Source organism: Bacillus sp. FSL K6-2839 (assembly GCF_038003365.1).
Lineage (GTDB): Bacteria > Bacillota > Bacilli > Bacillales > Bacillaceae > Bacillus.
On record NZ_JBBOOZ010000001.1, the window covers coordinates 709,878 to 724,948 of the forward strand.

At 42.7% G+C, this 15,071-nt stretch carries 14 protein-coding genes and 1 riboswitch; of the genes, 7 read left to right on the forward strand and 7 right to left on the reverse strand.

Annotated elements, in window-relative coordinates:
• Window positions 1–51: 51 nt before the first annotated feature.
• The 3 genes from metH to MHH26_RS03300 all read right to left on the reverse strand — a co-directional run bounded on the left by metH (window position 52) and on the right by MHH26_RS03300 (window position 6,075).
• On the reverse strand, window positions 52–3,480 hold the full coding sequence (gene metH / locus MHH26_RS03290) for a methionine synthase (RefSeq protein WP_340972330.1): 3,429 nt from the start codon (window positions 3,478–3,480) through the stop codon (window positions 52–54).
• Window positions 3,464–5,305: a bifunctional homocysteine S-methyltransferase/methylenetetrahydrofolate reductase gene (locus MHH26_RS03295; RefSeq protein WP_340972333.1), complete on the reverse strand. Its 1,842-nt coding sequence runs from the start codon at window positions 5,303–5,305 to the stop codon at window positions 3,464–3,466. The genes metH and MHH26_RS03295 overlap by 17 nt, the downstream gene beginning before the upstream one ends.
• 78 nt (window positions 5,306–5,383) lie before the next feature.
• Window positions 5,384–5,502: riboswitch (SAM riboswitch) on the reverse strand.
• Between the two features lie 81 nt (window positions 5,503–5,583).
• Entirely contained in the window at window positions 5,584–6,075 is a 492-nt protein-coding gene (locus MHH26_RS03300; protein WP_034663377.1) for a YajQ family cyclic di-GMP-binding protein, read from the reverse strand.
• Between the two features lie 237 nt (window positions 6,076–6,312).
• Between MHH26_RS03300 and MHH26_RS03305 the strand changes: the two genes are divergently transcribed.
• From MHH26_RS03305 to MHH26_RS03315, 3 genes are all read left to right on the forward strand, one after another.
• Window positions 6,313–7,161, forward strand: coding sequence for a CvfB family protein (locus MHH26_RS03305; protein WP_340972336.1), 849 nt, complete (start codon window positions 6,313–6,315; stop codon window positions 7,159–7,161).
• Window positions 7,162–7,394: 233 nt separating this feature from the next.
• Entirely contained in the window at window positions 7,395–8,372 is a 978-nt protein-coding gene (locus MHH26_RS03310; RefSeq protein ID WP_307499438.1) for a BMP family lipoprotein, read from the forward strand.
• A complete protein-coding gene (locus MHH26_RS03315; protein WP_307499439.1) occupies window positions 8,369–10,018 on the forward strand; it encodes a methyl-accepting chemotaxis protein in 1,650 nt (549 codons plus the stop codon). The genes MHH26_RS03310 and MHH26_RS03315 overlap by 4 nt, the downstream gene beginning before the upstream one ends.
• A 48-nt stretch (window positions 10,019–10,066) precedes the next feature.
• Here the strand turns inward: MHH26_RS03315 and MHH26_RS03320 are convergent, their stop codons facing one another.
• On the reverse strand, window positions 10,067–10,924 hold the full coding sequence (locus MHH26_RS03320; protein WP_307499441.1) for a DegV family protein: 858 nt from the start codon (window positions 10,922–10,924) through the stop codon (window positions 10,067–10,069).
• A 140-nt stretch (window positions 10,925–11,064) separates the two neighbouring features.
• Here MHH26_RS03320 and MHH26_RS03325 point away from each other — a divergent pair, with 140 nt between their 5' ends.
• Complete coding sequence (locus tag MHH26_RS03325) at window positions 11,065–11,907, forward strand: YitT family protein (RefSeq protein ID WP_034663360.1); 843 nt, start codon at window positions 11,065–11,067, stop codon at window positions 11,905–11,907.
• A 14-nt stretch (window positions 11,908–11,921) separates the two neighbouring features.
• A complete protein-coding gene (locus MHH26_RS03330) occupies window positions 11,922–12,377 on the forward strand; it encodes a BsuPI-related putative proteinase inhibitor (RefSeq protein ID WP_106031493.1) in 456 nt (151 codons plus the stop codon).
• Between the two features lie 60 nt (window positions 12,378–12,437).
• On the opposite strand, the gene MHH26_RS03335 is transcribed toward MHH26_RS03330, so the two are convergent.
• From MHH26_RS03335 to MHH26_RS03345, 3 genes are all read right to left on the reverse strand, one after another.
• A complete protein-coding gene (locus tag MHH26_RS03335; protein ID WP_024425070.1) occupies window positions 12,438–12,629 on the reverse strand; it encodes a DUF3813 domain-containing protein in 192 nt (63 codons plus the stop codon).
• Entirely contained in the window at window positions 12,626–12,778 is a 153-nt protein-coding gene (locus MHH26_RS03340) for a hypothetical protein (RefSeq protein ID WP_034663354.1), read from the reverse strand. The genes MHH26_RS03335 and MHH26_RS03340 overlap by 4 nt, the downstream gene beginning before the upstream one ends.
• 88 nt (window positions 12,779–12,866) lie before the next feature.
• Window positions 12,867–13,679, reverse strand: a complete 813-nt coding sequence (locus MHH26_RS03345) for a Cof-type HAD-IIB family hydrolase (RefSeq protein ID WP_012009535.1) — start codon at window positions 13,677–13,679, stop codon at window positions 12,867–12,869.
• Between the two features lie 136 nt (window positions 13,680–13,815).
• On the opposite strand from MHH26_RS03345, the gene MHH26_RS03350 reads away from it, so the two are divergent.
• The gene (locus tag MHH26_RS03350) at window positions 13,816–14,601 is read left to right on the forward strand and encodes an alpha/beta fold hydrolase (RefSeq protein ID WP_060595985.1); all 786 of its coding nucleotides are present in this window, start codon (window positions 13,816–13,818) and stop codon (window positions 14,599–14,601) included.
• Window positions 14,602–14,646: 45 nt separating this feature from the next.
• Window positions 14,647–14,955: a metal-sulfur cluster assembly factor gene (locus MHH26_RS03355; RefSeq protein WP_060595986.1), complete on the forward strand. Its 309-nt coding sequence runs from the start codon at window positions 14,647–14,649 to the stop codon at window positions 14,953–14,955.
• The last annotated feature ends 116 nt before the right edge of the window (window positions 14,956–15,071 follow it).

Here is a 15,071-nt window from a genome sequence, read left to right on the forward strand (position 1 = left end):
AAAAATTGGTGTTTACGATCAAAAAAGAACCTCCTACCCGGAGGTCCTGCATTAATGAACATTAAAATATCGAGCTTCAGGATGAGAAACAACGATCGCTGAAACAGATGCTTCAGGTTCCATCATGAACCCTTCTGTCAAGTGGATGCCAATTTTTTCAGGCTGAAGCAGCTTGAACAGCTTTTCTTGGTCTTCAAGATTTGGACAAGCGGGATAACCAAAGGAATAGCGCTGCCCTTGATATTTCGCTTGGAATCGTTTTTCCATTGTGAAATCGACTGGGTCGGGGAAGCCCCATTTGTCACGAATCACTTGGTGGGTTCTTTCGGCTAATCCCTCTGCAAGCTCAAGCGCCAGAGCTTGGACCGCATGCATTTTTAAATAATCTCCTTCTTGCTTAAATTGCTGCGCGACTTCACGTATACGCGCACCAGCTGTGACGGCAAATAAGGCAATATAATCTTTTTCGTTTTCGCCGCTTTTCCGCACATAATCAGAAATGGACCGGTACGGGAGCTTCTCCTGTCTTGGAAATTGGAACGTTTCAATGATGCTGTCAGGCGCTGCGGGATCATAAATATGCAGATCATTTCCGTTTGAACTGGCAGGGTAAAATTGATATACAAATGCAGGGGCAAACCAGTTTTTCTCTCTGCCTTCGTTTAGAAGGTCTGTGACAAGCTGCTTTAATTCCAATGCTTTTGGATGCTGGTTAGCTAATAATGTTTTGACCTTTCCTTTTAATCCGAGGTGGTGACCAATGAGCATTTGTTCATTCACATAAGGCATAATGTGATGCAAATCGATGTCCCGCACATAATGACGTGCCGTAGTCTCTGGCGTAAAAATAGGTGCCTGCGGGAGTGCCGCACGTTTTTCTAGTAATTCAATGACAGCTTGTGGCTGCTTTGCTTCTTTCTCTTTAAAAGGTGCCGCTGGCTCTTCTCCGGACTTTGTTTGAAACTGAAGAGGATTCGCTTTTAACTCATTGGCTAAAGATAAGCCGTCCATGGCATCTTTTGCATAAAGAACCGGTCCGTCATAATGAGGCGAAATCTTCATTTTCGTAAATTTCCGAGAAAGTGCAGCGCCGCCGACCAAAATGGGAACGGAAATATTCGCTTTTTGTAAATCCTGAGCGGTGAGTACCATTTGCTGAGCTGATTTCACAAGCAATCCTGATAATCCAATCATATCTGGTTTTTCCTTTTGCACAGCTTCGATCAATGTTTGAGGTGTCACCTTGATGCCGAGATCGACCACTTGAAAGCCATTATTGCTCAAAATGATGTCGACAAGGTTTTTCCCGATATCATGGACATCTCCTTTTACAGTTGCAAGTAGAATCTTACCTTTCCCGCTTGCATGCTGCTTTTCCATATATTGCTCGAGATACGATACAGATGCCTTCATCACCTCTGCCGATTGAAGCACTTCCGCCACAATCAGCTCGTTTTGATTAAAAAGACGTCCAACCTCAGCCATTCCCTGCATTAACGGACCATTGATGATATGAAGTGGTGATTCAAATTGCTCTAGAGCAAGAGATAAATCATCGATAAGTCCTTCTTTTGTTCCTTCGACGACGTAGAGTGCCAGTCTTTCATCAAGTGATAAGGAGACCTTTGGTTTTTTCTCCGTTTTCTTTTTACCTCGGTAAAATTGGGTGAATTCAGCAAGGGTTTGATCATTTGTTTCATAGAGCAGCGTTTCAGCCAGCTTGATTTCTTCCTTTGGAATGGAAGCGAAGCGTTCAAGCTTTTCTGTATTCACAATGGCGTAGTCAAGTCCTGCTTGGACGCAGTGGTACAAGTAGACGGCATTCAAGATTTCTCTGCCAAGAGGCGGGAGTCCGAAAGACACGTTGCTGATGCCTAAAATCGTCAGGCACTCAGGCAGATTTTCCTTGATCATTTTGATGCCTTTGATCGTTTCTTCGGCAGCCCCAATATACTGCTCATCTCCAGTGCCTACTGGAAAGACAAGTGGATCAAAAATGATGTCACTTGCGGGAATTCCATATTTCTTCGTTAATAGATCATGAGAGCGTACGGCAATCTCGAGCTTTCGTTCTGCTGTTACGGCCATCCCTGTTTCATCGATCGTGCCGACAACAAGTGCACCGCCGTACAGCTTCACAAGAGGGAGAATTTCTTCAAACCGTTCTTCGCCATCCTCAAGGTTAATGGAATTGATGATGGCTTTCCCTTGGGAATACGTGAGCGCCTTTTCAATCACGTGTTTATCTGTTGAATCAATGACAAAAGGGGCTTTGACTATTTTCATGGCCTCTTGTAAAAAGCCTTCCATGTCAGCTACCTCGTCACGGTCTGGATCAGCGAGACACACATCAATCACGTGAGCGCCGTTTTTTACCTGTGCGCGAGCAATTTCTGACGCTTCTTCAAATTTTTGTTCCGCAACGAGTCGTTTGAACTTGCGTGAACCAATAACATTGGTCCGTTCTCCTACAAAAAGAGGACGCATTGATTCCTCATACATAAGGGGCTCAATTCCTGATACGGTATGCTGAGACGATTCATGCGTGATGTGACGCGGCTGAATTGTGCGTACTTCATCTGACAAAGCTTGAATATGTGCAGGTGTTGTTCCGCAGCAGCCGCCAACAATATTTAACCAGCCTTCCTTCGCAAAAGCGGCGATTTTTTTAGTAAGAGAAACAGGGGATTCGTGATATTGACCTTCTTCATCTGGAAGACCAGCATTTGGATAGCAGCTAACCGCTGACTTGGCGATGGAGGAGAGCGTGCGGATATGGTCTGTCATAAATTCAGGACCAGTCGCACAGTTAAGGCCAACACTAATTGGTTTCATATGCTCAAGAGAGATATAAAAGGCTTCAATATCCTGACCAGCAAGGGTGGTGCCCATTGGTTCAATTGTACCTGATACCATGAGTGGTAATTGAATGCCTGTCTGCTGGAAGGCTTCCTGAATGCCTTTGAATCCAGCTTTTACATTCAGCATGTCTTGGCTTGTTTCTAAAAGAAGCGCATCACATTTGCCATCAATCAATGCGCGGGCCTGCTCCTCATAGTTTCTGGCGAGCTCACCGAAGGTTGTGCCGCCTGTCACAGATAATGTTTTTGTTGTGGGACCCATTGCGCCTACAACAAATCGAGGCTGCTCCGGCGTGGAGAAACGGTCAGCTTCGTCCTTTGCCAGCTGGGCAGCCCGTACATTGAGTTCATAGGCAAGGTGGCCAAGCCCGTATTCATCAAGGACGAGCTTTGTAGCCCCGAATGTATTTGTTTCAATGAGATCGGCACTTGCTTCAAGGTATTCCCTATGAATCGCGCGGATGATGTGAGGGGCTGTCACATTCAAATACTCGTTACAGCCCTCATACTCTTCTCCGCCAAAGTCTTCTGCTGTGAGATTGGCATTTTGAATCATGGTCCCCATTGCGCCATCAAGGACGAGGATGCGTTTCTTTAGCTGTTCAGTGATAGTTGGCATGGATGTTTGACTCCTTTTCTTTCTGATGAATGTAGGTGGTCAGTTCTGCTGTTAAATCTGATCGAAGGAAAGGGGTAATTAAATAAATGCCGTTAAACAATTCGCAGGCTGTATCTAATAAAGAGCGGGCAATCGCTAAGCCTTCTGCTCGCTGCTTTTCCTTATCCTCGCCAGCCTTGGCCATAATGTCACGAATGGAATCAGATAATTTAATGCCTGGAATTTCATGATGAATAAACTCTGCATTTCGGCTGCTTGTTAACGGCATAATGCCAATATAAATCGGTTTATCCAAATGACGGCTCTCCTCATGAATTTTCACAAGCTGTTCCTCAGAATAAACAGGCTGTGAAATAAAATAATCAGCGCCGTATTCGATTTTTTTCTCAAGACGTTTGACCGCTTTATCAATGTGACGAACATTCGGGTTAAACGCGCCCGCTACTGAAAAATTGGTCTTTTTACCAAGCGGTTTCCCTGAGAAAGAAAGGCCTTCGTTAAACTGTTTGATCAGCCGGATCAAATCAAAGGAGGTTAAATCGTAAACCGACGTTGCACCTGGGAAATCTCCAATCTTAGATGGATCGCCTGTAATGGCTAAAATATCAGTTAAACCAAGCGTGTCGAGACCCATCAAATGGGATTGAAGCCCAATCAAATTACGATCACGGCATGTGATATGGACAAGTGAACGCATATCAAGCTGCTGTTTCAATAAGGCGCCGCAAGCCACATTGCTAATGCGCGGGGTTGCAAGAGAATTATCAGCTAATGTCAAGGCATCAATGCCTGCATTCTTTAATTCATTTGCAGCGACAAGAAATTTTTCGAAGTTCAGCTTCTTCGGCGGATCAAGTTCTACAATAATCGTCCGTTTTTCCGCAGCCAGCTCATCAAGACCTGGTTCAGTCCGCTGATCTTGGATCGAAATGATTTCTTCTTTTAATACTTTCACTTCTTTTTCAGTGATCGGCGCTAGATCCTTGACCGCTTCAGCCATTGCGTGAATATGCTGAGGTGTTGTTCCGCAGCAGCCGCCGATAATACGTGCGCCTTGATTTCTAAACTCAAGTGCACTTTTTCGAAAATAATCGTTATCTGTATCATAGACGAGTCTGCCTTCTTCAAGAGAGGGAAGACTGCTGTTAGGATAGACTGATAAATGGGAATTTTCTAAAATCGGTACGCCTTCGAGTGCCTGAATCATATGATAAGGGCCCAGCCTGCAGTTGATGCCGACGACATCTGCGCCAAGAGAGGACAATTCAGATAAACCATCCTTGAGCGGGGTTCCATCCTGCAAAACACCTTGTTCATGCATGGAGACGTTCATGACAATCGGGAGAGTCGTTTCTTTGCGTGCAATTTGGAGAACGGCCTTCGCTTCTTCCATGTCATAGTACGTTTCTAGCAATAATCCGTCAGGCTGTTCATTTAATAGAATGTACAGCTGCTCTCTAAAGCTTCGTTTAATTTCTTCAATAGAGTAGGCATTTTTGTTAAATGTTCGAATGCCGCCGATCGTTCCGAGTACATAAGCGGAGCCTGCGGCTGCTTTTGCGATTTGTACGGCCTTTGTATTGATGCGCTTCGTTTCTTCCTCTAAGCCGTAGCGGGATAGTTTAATATAATTCGCACCGTACGTATTTGTTTGGATGATGTCAGCACCAGCCTGCACATATGCCTCATGTACGCGCTTTACTTCCTCTTCTTTCGATAAATTTAATTCTTCAAAGCAGCGGTCAATGCCGTAAGAGTATAAAAGTGTTCCCATTGCACCGTCAGCAATCAGTACGCGGTTTTGTAAGTCTTGTAATAGGCCCATTGGTTTCCTCCTTATTTCTATGTAACAAAAAAAGCCTTCTGATAAGAAGAAGACTTTTTGGCTGTATCGTAATTCTTCTCCTTATCTTCCAAGCAGTTGCTTGCTGGATTTAGCACCTTGGTCATAGAAAATATATTTCTACTACACCGGTTGCTGAGGCTTCACAGGGCCAGTCCCTCTGCCTCTCTTGATAAGAAAGTGATATGAACATGTCAATGAATTGAACTTCCATCAACTGTATCGAAAAAATCGAAAATAATCAATGGAAAATTTGAAATTTATCGAAAATTTATAAATTGAACATCAATTGGCAAATCTGCCTTGCGCATAAGAGAAATAACCTCTTGTAAATCATCTTTATTTTTCCCTGTTACACGCACTTGGTCATCTTGAAACTGTGACTTCACTTTGATGCCGGATTGCTTAATGAGTGCATTGATCTTTTTGGCGTTGTCTTGATCAATCCCGCTGATCAGCTTCGCGCGCTGGCGTACTGTTCCGCCAAGGGCATGCTCGGTTTTTCCGTAGTCGATGTTTTTAGTTGGAACATCTCGTTTGATCAGCTTTGTCACAAGCACATCTTTTAGCTGCTCCAGCTTAAAGTCATCATCAGAGATGAGAACGAGCTCTTCTTTTTCAAGAGAAATATCACTTTTACTTCCTTTAAAATCATAACGGTTTTTAATTTCTTTCAGCGCTGCTTGAACAGCGTTTTGCACCTCTGGCAGTTCTACCTTCGATACAATGTCAAATGAGCTTTCTTTTGCCATAACACATGACCTCCATGTATAGATATTGCGTCTATTTTATCATGCAAATAGGAGAAGAAGAAACTTTATCGAAGAGACGAGTCAAAGAGTTCTGCCGGCAGCGGTATAAATCGAGTCCAGTTTGTCCACTTTAGCTAACAGAACTAGAGATGTTCATGCGGGGAGAAGTATAGTAGAATAAAGTGAATCAAAAGATGAACGAACGCTCTTTTATGAGCAGATAGGAAGGAAGAGAACATGAGACCAGGTGAGCAACTGACCTTGCAAATAGAGAACGAGATGGAATACGGCTACTTTTTGACAGATGGTGAAGATTCGGTCCTCTTGCACCGCAGTGAGATGACAGAGGATATTGGTGACCGAGATGAAGTAGAGGTCTACTTATATGTAGATCATGAAGAAAGACTAGCTGCGACGATGAAAATACCGACAATCAATGCGCATACATATGGCTGGGTAGAAGTCGTAGACGTGGTAGAAGACATGGGCGCATTTGTCGATGTCGGGCTGTCAAAGGATGCACTTGTTGCAATAGAACACCTCCCGCCTTTTGAGGAAGCATGGCCAAATAAAGGAGACAAACTCTACTGTATGCTGAAAGTCACAAGCTACGGCAGAATGTTCGCAAAGCCAGCCACTGAAGATGTGATTAGTGAATTGTTTACTGAGGCACCCGAAACCTTAATGAACAAAGAAATCACTGGGACGATTTATCGCTTAATTGCGACAGGCTCCTTTATGCTGACAGATACAGGCGTGCGAGGGTTTATCCACCGCACGGAACGAAAGGAAGAACCAAGATTAGGATCGAGCGTGACAGGACGCGTCATTGCCGTGAAAGAGGATGGAACCGTGAACGTTTCTCTGCTCCCTAGAAAACAGGAAGCGTTATCTGTCGATGCAGAAGAAATCTTAACCTATATGAGAACGAGAAATGGTGCCATGCCTTATGGGGACAAAAGTGATCCAGAAGACATCCGTGAACGATTCCAAATGAGCAAGGCAGCCTTTAAACGAGCATTAGGCCATTTGATGAAAAATGACTTAGTTTACCAAAAAGAGGGCTGGACATACGAGAAAAAATGAGCAGCGTGGAATCCAAACCCTGACTTCAAGGGTTTTCATATCACACTGAAAAGAAGAAAAAGGGATAAAATCATCATGATTTTATCCCTTTTTTTATATTTGTTATAAATAATGGGTTTTTTCAGTGAAAAAAGTCATGAAAAAAGCTGAAAAACCTTCACTTAATCATTGAAACAACGCCTCTCAAATCCGATAAGAAAGGAGTAAGGATGATAAAAGGAGTGTGTGTGTGGATGAAAGTGAAAATTTCATTGCTTCTGGTGGCAGCCCTGCTTATGGTGCTCGCCGCATGCAGCAATCAACAAGGGAAACCACCGGCATCAAATGCGAAGCATATTGGCGTTATGCTCACAGATGATGGTCTTGGTGATCAATCATTTAATGATTCATCATTTAAAGGATTAGAAAAAGCACGTGATGACCTAGGGATTGAATTTGATTATAGAGAAATTGCAGAAACCGATACATATGAAAAAGGACTGACCGAGCTTGTAAAAGATGGCAATGACCTCGTCATCGGAGTAGGCTTCAGTATGCAAGAAGATTTAGAAAAAGTCGCAAAGAAATATCCGAAGAAGCACTTCTTGCTCATCGATGCCGTATCTGAGCTGAAAAATGTGACCTCCGTGACGTTTAAAGAAGAGCAAGGCAGTTATTTAGCGGGCGCACTTGCTGCCTTGACAACGAAAAGTGATGTCATTGGATTTGTTGGCGGTGTCGATGCGGATTTGATCCATCGTTTTGAAAAAGGGTTCCAAAAAGGCGCCAAATCAGTAAATCCGAACATCAAGATCTTATCCACCTATGCTAATACGTTTAGTGATGCGGGCAAAGGCAGTAAAATAGCCAAAGGCATGATCAAAAAGAAAGCAGACGTTTTATATGCCGCAGCTGGCTATACAGGTGTCGGTGTATTAAAAGAAGCGCAAGCGCAGGGCAAATATGCCATTGGTGTAGATAGTGATCAGTACTATACCGCTGAAAAAGCAGTGATTTCGTCCATGGTGAAAAAAGTCGATGAAGTGGTCTATCAAGTCAGCGAACAGCTCGTCAAGAACAATCAGATCAAAAGTGGGCATGTTGTCTACGACTTAAGCAATGACGGAATCGATATGGCAAGAATTCGGGTGCTGAAGAATGCTGAGACATTGACCAAAAAAGTAAATGAACTGAAGCAGAAACTTCTAAAAGAAGAGGGGGACGCATCATGAGCTTGCGCATCAAAATTTTACTCAACTCACTCGTCTCACTTCTTTTAGCAGTTGGCGTCATCGCCTTTATCATTGTCAGTATGACAAAGATCCAATCATCAAATGAAACAGAAGTTCAAGCCTTATTAAACGTTCAAAAAACAAAAGCAAGCTTTGAAAGCGTCGAACAAGCCATGACCAATTATTCAATGACACTTTCTGATGAACAGCTAGAGGTTGTTCAAACCGATATTTCTACAGCAAAAAAACAGCTGCAAACGTTAAACAAACATGCAGGAAATATCAACAAAGATGCATTAACAAGGTTAAATGCAAAATATGACACGTGGACCAAGGAAGCAAATAATGCCATTGGTGAAAAAAACGCATCGGATGCAAGACGGGTCGCTGCAAGAATTGATGGTGTTTTAAACGACGTCCATACAATGAATAAAAGAGCAGAAGAAGCGTATAAACAAAATCAAGAGAATACATCTGATAATGTGCAATGGATCATCACCAGTGCACTCGTCGCAGCCCTCACTCTGATTGTCATTGCTGTCTTTTTAAATATTGGGTTAACAAGATCCATCGTGACCCCTATCAAATCACTATCCTACCGAGCGAAGCAGATCGCAGAAGGCAACCTTGCTGTCGAGCGGATGGACATTCAGCGCAAGGATGAAATCGGCGGCTTGAATGAATCCTTTAATCAAATGACAGATCAGCTGATTAGTCTGATTAAAGAAATCAGCAATGTCTCAAGTCAAGTAGAGACATTCTCGATCCAGTTAGATGATGAAAACAAAAAGCTGATGGAATCTGCAAATCAAGTATCTGTCTCGACAGACGAAATGGCAAATGGGTCACAAGCCATTTCAGAGGATCTCCAGCATGGCGTCAGTTTGATTGAAAAGATGGATCAGCATGGACGTAAAAATTCCGAACGTTCACAAACAGTCATCCAAAGTACTGAGGATGCGATAGAAGCAGTGGAAAGTGGAAAGCACACGTTAACAGAAACAAAAACGGCGATTGAAAAAAATACACATGCCACAAGGCAAATCGAGCAGTCTGCAGGAGAATTCACGCAATACGCCAGCGGCATCTCGGCCATGGCCAAAACTGTTTCTGACATTGCGGATCAGACAAACTTACTTTCGCTAAATGCGGCGATTGAAGCGGCAAGAGCAGGTGAAGCTGGAAAAGGCTTTGCTGTTGTTGCAGATGAAATTCGTAAGCTTGCCGATGAATCATCTAACGCTACAAGACAAATCTTTGATATGGTCAGTCATATTGAAAGAGGCATTCAATCCATTAGTCAAACTGTCAAAGAAGGAGTCAAGCTTTCACTTCAACAGCAGGATGCGATGGACAAAACCTCACACTCCTTTGAAGATATAGAAACAAAAGCGCAGCACATTAAACAAGAAATGGCTGTCTTAAATGACCAAATTGTTCAATCAACAGAGCTTGGCGGACAAGTGCTGAACTCGATTGAAAATATTAGTGCGGTTGTAGAAGAAACAGCAGCTGGCAGCGAAGAAATTTCTGCCTCTGCCAATGAACAGCTGCAATCATTCCATCAAATGAACAAACAGGTAGAAGAACTGATGAGTATGACGGCAAGGCTAAATGAAACCGTCCATCGGTTTAAACTTTCATAAGTCATAAGAAAAGCACCCTTCCCGTGATGTGTCAGGGAAGGGTGCTTTTTATGATGGTTTGCCTGTAAAGAAGATGGCAAGCGTGCCTGGGCCAGAATGGGACCCAACAGCCGCGCCGACAATCTGAATATCAATTTCTTTTGGATGAAATTCGGCTTCAATCAATTGTCTCATGTCTTCTGCAAGTGCAGGATCATCACCATGACTAATGCCCACCGTTTGATTTGGCCAGTCCGTTCCACGTTCTTTCATCAGTTCAATAATGCGTTTCAACAGCTTTTTACGTCCGCGGATTTTCTCAAGTGGTATGAGCTTTCCATCCTCGACGTGTAAAATGGGCTTAATGCTTAATAAACCGCCAACAAATGCGGACGCTTTACTGATTCTTCCGCCTCTTGCTAAATACGATAAATCGTCTACAGTAAAAATATGTTGTAAAGATTCGCAAAAATGCTTTACAGACGTTTCAATTTCTTGTATTGTATTTCCGTCAATGGCAAGTGATTGAGCGTGTTTGACAGCAAGCCCGTAGCCGAGTGAAGCACATTTAGAATCAATGATTCGCAAATCAAAATCAGGGTATTCTTCCTTCACTTCGTTTGCCATCATCACAGCTGTTTGGTATGTACCGGAAAGCTCTGATGAAAAGGCAACATAGATTGCAGATTTATGGGTTTGTGCGACAGAAACAAAGGCTTCTTTGATTCGGTTTGGTGAAGCTTGTGACGTTTTTGGGCTGGCACCTTGTCTCATCGCATCAAATACTTGTTTTGGTTCAATGGTGATCAAATCTTCAAATTCCTGCTCGCCAAGTAACACACGCAGCGGAATGAGCGTCATGTTATGTTCATCATAATAAGAAAGAGGCAGATCAGCAGCACTGTCTGCTATGATATGAACAGTCATCAAAATCCCTTCTTTCTAAAAATATCAGCCATATTTTACATCTTTTTAGCCTAACTATATCACAGAAATCATCTTTTCGTGTTCAAATTCTAAATTTTAGGGAAAACCATAGAGAGAATGGTAAGTGGAGGAATGACAATATGTTCATTGGAGAAGCAAAAAAACTCATTGTCGTCGTCATTGGTGCACTGCTCAATGCGATTGGACTGAACTTATTCTTAATCCCAGCTGATGTATACGCGAGCGGGTTTACAGGGGTAGCCCAGCTGTTATCCAGCTTAATGGATCAATATGCGCCATTTTATATATCAACAGGGATCCTATTATTTATTTTAAATATTCCAGTCGGCATTTTAGGCTGGATGAAAGTTGGCCGTTCCTTTACGTTATACAGCATCATCAGTGTTGCACTGACGACCATTTTCCTCGGCATCTTACCAGAAACGAGTGTTTCACAGGATATATTACTAAATGCTGTGTTTGGCGGCGTCATATCTGCACTCGGGATTGGGATCACCCTCAAATACGGGGCATCAACAGGAGGGCTCGACATCCTTGCCATGATCTTAGCGAAGTGGAAGGATAAACCAGTCGGCACATATTTCTTCATTTTAAATGGAATCATCATCTTTACAGCAGGATTATTACAAGGTTGGGAGAAAGCATTATATACCCTTGTCACATTATATGTGACCACAAGGGTCATTGATGCCATCCATACAAGACATGAGAAGCTGACCGCGATGATTGTGACGAAGAAAGCTGATGAAATCAAAGAAGCCATTTATGGAAAAATGGTCAGGGGCATTACGACTGTACCTGCAAAAGGAGCTTTTACCAACGAGCAAAAAGAAATGATGGTGATCGTCATTACAAGGTATGAGCTGTATGAACTTGAACAAATTATTAAAGAAGTCGATCCAAAAGCCTTTACAAATATTGTGCAAACAACCAATATTCTAGGATTTTTCAGACGAGATTAAAAGGTGGGTAGCAAATGAAAAAAGGGTTGGTGCTTCTTCTCGTTTTATTGATTTTAGCCGCTTGTGGACAACAAAAAAAGGATGAACCAGACAAGGAGGTATCCGGTCAAATGGGAGAAAAAACGGTTGTACTCACAGTAGACCCCGTCCAGAAAGGTTCTTCGGTTCAATTTAACATGTCGCTGAAAAATGAATCAGATCGAGATATTGAATTTACTTTTAACACAAGCCAGAAATTCGAGCTCAGTGTGTATGACGAAAACGGAAATGAACAATACCGCTATTCGAAAGACCGTATGTTCACACAGGCCATCCAATCATTTGTGCTGAAGAAAGGCGAAGCCTATGATTTTCAAGATACGTGGTCAAACGGTGTCAAGCCGGGAACGTATGAAGCGATCGTCACATTTAAAGGAAAAGCAGAAGGGCTGAAGCAAATCACGGAAAAGAAAACGTTCCAAGTGAAATAAGTGCTTCCTGCTTCATGAGAATCAGAAAAAGCTGTCCAATGGTGGACAGCTTTTTTTATGTTAGAGATCATCGAGCAAGTCTTGGAAGGTATGCAGCTGGTTTCTTTCTGCATCTGTCGAATTGGCAAATGCAGAAGATACGGCATTTTTGGCTCGTTTGACCGCCTGTTGACGCTCTAACCCAGATGAAAATGAAGAAGTAAGGGCTTCTTCAGTAAATGATTTGGCTTGATCAAAAAGTTCGTTTCTCACAATGAACCTCCAGAAGCATCAGTCTTCATATTTCCCCTGTCCGCTGCCGCTTCTTCAAGTGTCGAACGATAAGGAAAACGTGCGTCATGCAGACTGACTGAATCTTTACCTTGTTGTATAAAGCGTTTCGATTTGCTTCTTTTACCCATTCGGAATCCGCCCCTTTACACAAGCTGACAGGACAACCTGTCTAACGGTAGTATGCCCGCTTCCTTCGGTTATGTATGAATGGAAAAATTAAAGCGAGAAGTAATTCGTTAGAAACTTTGCAATCCCATCTTGTTCGTTCGTATCAGTGACTTCGTTTGAAACACGTTTCACCGCATCGATTCCATTGCCCATTGCCACGCCGCATCCAGCAAATTCAAGCATTTCTAAATCATTGTCTTCATCTCCGAATGCCACAATCCGCTCCTGTGGAACGCCGTAATAATCACTGATCTTTTGCAGTCCAACGGCCTTGTTCATGCCTGTTTTAATGATTTCAATCACGTGCCACGGAGCAGCCCATCGCCGGTGATCAATCACTTCTGCATGAACATCTGATAAATAGCTTCGAATGGCTCCGACGTCCTCTTCTTTTGCATGGATTAACACGCTCGTCACATTTTCTCCAAGGTTGTCCCGAAGGTCTCCCACGGTGACTTTATTTGCATTCATATTAAATATATCAATGAGCTTCTCATCATGATAATGGAAATACAAATCGTCTAACACTTCAGCTAACACATTGTGCACTTTATACTCCTCACTAATGTCTACAAGCTGTTTAACGACTTGGAGATCAAGTGACGTATGAAATCTGCCCCATTTTTCATCAAGAGGATGATGGACAAACGCTCCATTAAAATTCACAATGGGTGAATCAAGCTGTAATTGCTGATAATAAGGAGAGCTGGAACGAAATGGCCGGCCGGTTGAAATACAGACATGATGCCCGCTGTCTTTCACTTTTTGAATGACGTCAAGCGTGTGTGTAGAGATGGTTTTATCATCTTTTAATAACGTGCCATCCAGGTCAAGTGCGATTAGATAAGGTTTAGTCTCCATAAAATCTCCTTTGATCTGTAAGTGATAGGAGGCAGTTCGTGCGGCGCCTCTATCTATAGTGTATCTTTATCACATCTTTGTTGTCTACATGTTAAAATAAACAAAGACGGGAATGATAAAGGAGGATTCATAGGCTGTGATCACCATTGATGAGCAAACTGAACACGATATTCCATTTTTACATATCGTAAAAGCTGAAAATAAAGACAAACCGCTGCCGCTTGTATTTTTCATACACGGATTTACAAGTGCACGTGAGCACAACTTACACTTCGCCTTTCATTTGGCAGAAAAAGGCATGAGAGTGATTTTGCCTGACTGTGCTTATCATGGTGTAAGATCAGAAAACCTCAGCTTAGAGGAACTGGCATCAAAGTTCTGGGAAATTGTCCTGAACGAAATACGTGAAATCGATATACTCAAAACATACTTTCAAGAAAAACAATTGATTGAAGCCGATCTGATAGGTGTTGCGGGTACTTCCATGGGCGGTATCACCACCTTTGGTGCACTGGCCAAGCATGATTGGATTAAAGCAGCAGTCAGCTTGATGGGCAGTCCGAAATATACGACATTTCTACAAGCGCAAATCATGGACATGCGGCACAAAGGGTTGATGAAAGAGATAACAGACGAAGAGGTTCATCAGCAGTTAGACGCCCTGCGCCCTTATGATTTAACGCTGCAAACAGATCGATTAAACAAAAGACCACTGTTATTCTGGCATGCAGAAAACGATCCAGTTGTCCCTTACCGGCATGCAAAGGCTCTTTATGACGAGTTAGCAGCAACCCAATATAAAGAAGACCCGCACCTGATTCGTTTTATCACAGACGGACAAGCTGGCCATAAGGTCTCAAGACAAGCAATGTTTGAAACGATTGACTGGTTTGTGACACATCTGAAAAGCACAAACGTTTAGTCAAAGGAAAAAGTACGTTATACTAATGGAAAAGGAGTGGATATCATGGATGAAGCATTGAAAGAAAATATTTTAGGCGCCCTAGAACAGGTGATTGACCCTGAGCTAAATGTCGACATCGTCAACCTTGGACTTGTCTATGATGTCGATCTTGATGAGAATGGAAAAGCGGATGTCACCATGACCTTAACATCAATGGGTTGTCCTCTTGCACCAATTATCGTGGATGAAGTCAAAAAAGCATTAAGTGATCTTCCAGAAGTAAAAGAAACAGAAGTTCACATCGTATGGAATCCGCCTTGGACACGGGACAAAATGTCAAGATACGCAAAAATTGCGCTCGGTATTCAATAAGCACATATGAAAAATGCCTGGTATGAGTTGAACTCATGCCAGTTTTTTTATGAAAAATTAAGGTAGAGGAAGAGAATGGATTGATATAATGAATGTAATTTTATAGAACGGAGTAC

Excerpts from the sequence above, each read along its gene's own strand:
- metH (WP_340972330.1), bottom strand. The coding sequence starts at position 3,480 with ATGCCAACTATCACTGAACAGCTAAAGAAACGCATCCTCGTCCTTGAT.
- MHH26_RS03295 (WP_340972333.1), bottom strand. The coding sequence starts at position 5,305 with ATGGGCCTATTACAAGACTTACAAAACCGCGTACTGATTGCTGACGGT.
- MHH26_RS03305 (WP_340972336.1), top strand. The coding sequence starts at position 6,313 with ATGAGACCAGGTGAGCAACTGACCTTGCAAATAGAGAACGAGATGGAA.
- MHH26_RS03320 (WP_307499441.1), bottom strand. The coding sequence starts at position 10,924 with ATGACTGTTCATATCATAGCAGACAGTGCTGCTGATCTGCCTCTTTCT.
- MHH26_RS03315 (WP_307499439.1), top strand. The coding sequence starts at position 8,369 with ATGAGCTTGCGCATCAAAATTTTACTCAACTCACTCGTCTCACTTCTT.
- MHH26_RS03310 (WP_307499438.1), top strand. The coding sequence starts at position 7,395 with ATGAAAGTGAAAATTTCATTGCTTCTGGTGGCAGCCCTGCTTATGGTG.
- MHH26_RS03325 (WP_034663360.1), top strand. The coding sequence starts at position 11,065 with ATGTTCATTGGAGAAGCAAAAAAACTCATTGTCGTCGTCATTGGTGCA.
- MHH26_RS03345 (WP_012009535.1), bottom strand. The coding sequence starts at position 13,679 with ATGGAGACTAAACCTTATCTAATCGCACTTGACCTGGATGGCACGTTA.
- MHH26_RS03330 (WP_106031493.1), top strand. The coding sequence starts at position 11,922 with ATGAAAAAAGGGTTGGTGCTTCTTCTCGTTTTATTGATTTTAGCCGCT.
- MHH26_RS03340 (WP_034663354.1), bottom strand. The coding sequence starts at position 12,778 with ATGGGTAAAAGAAGCAAATCGAAACGCTTTATACAACAAGGTAAAGAT.
- MHH26_RS03355 (WP_060595986.1), top strand. The coding sequence starts at position 14,647 with ATGGATGAAGCATTGAAAGAAAATATTTTAGGCGCCCTAGAACAGGTG.
- MHH26_RS03300 (WP_034663377.1), bottom strand. The coding sequence starts at position 6,075 with ATGGCAAAAGAAAGCTCATTTGACATTGTATCGAAGGTAGAACTGCCA.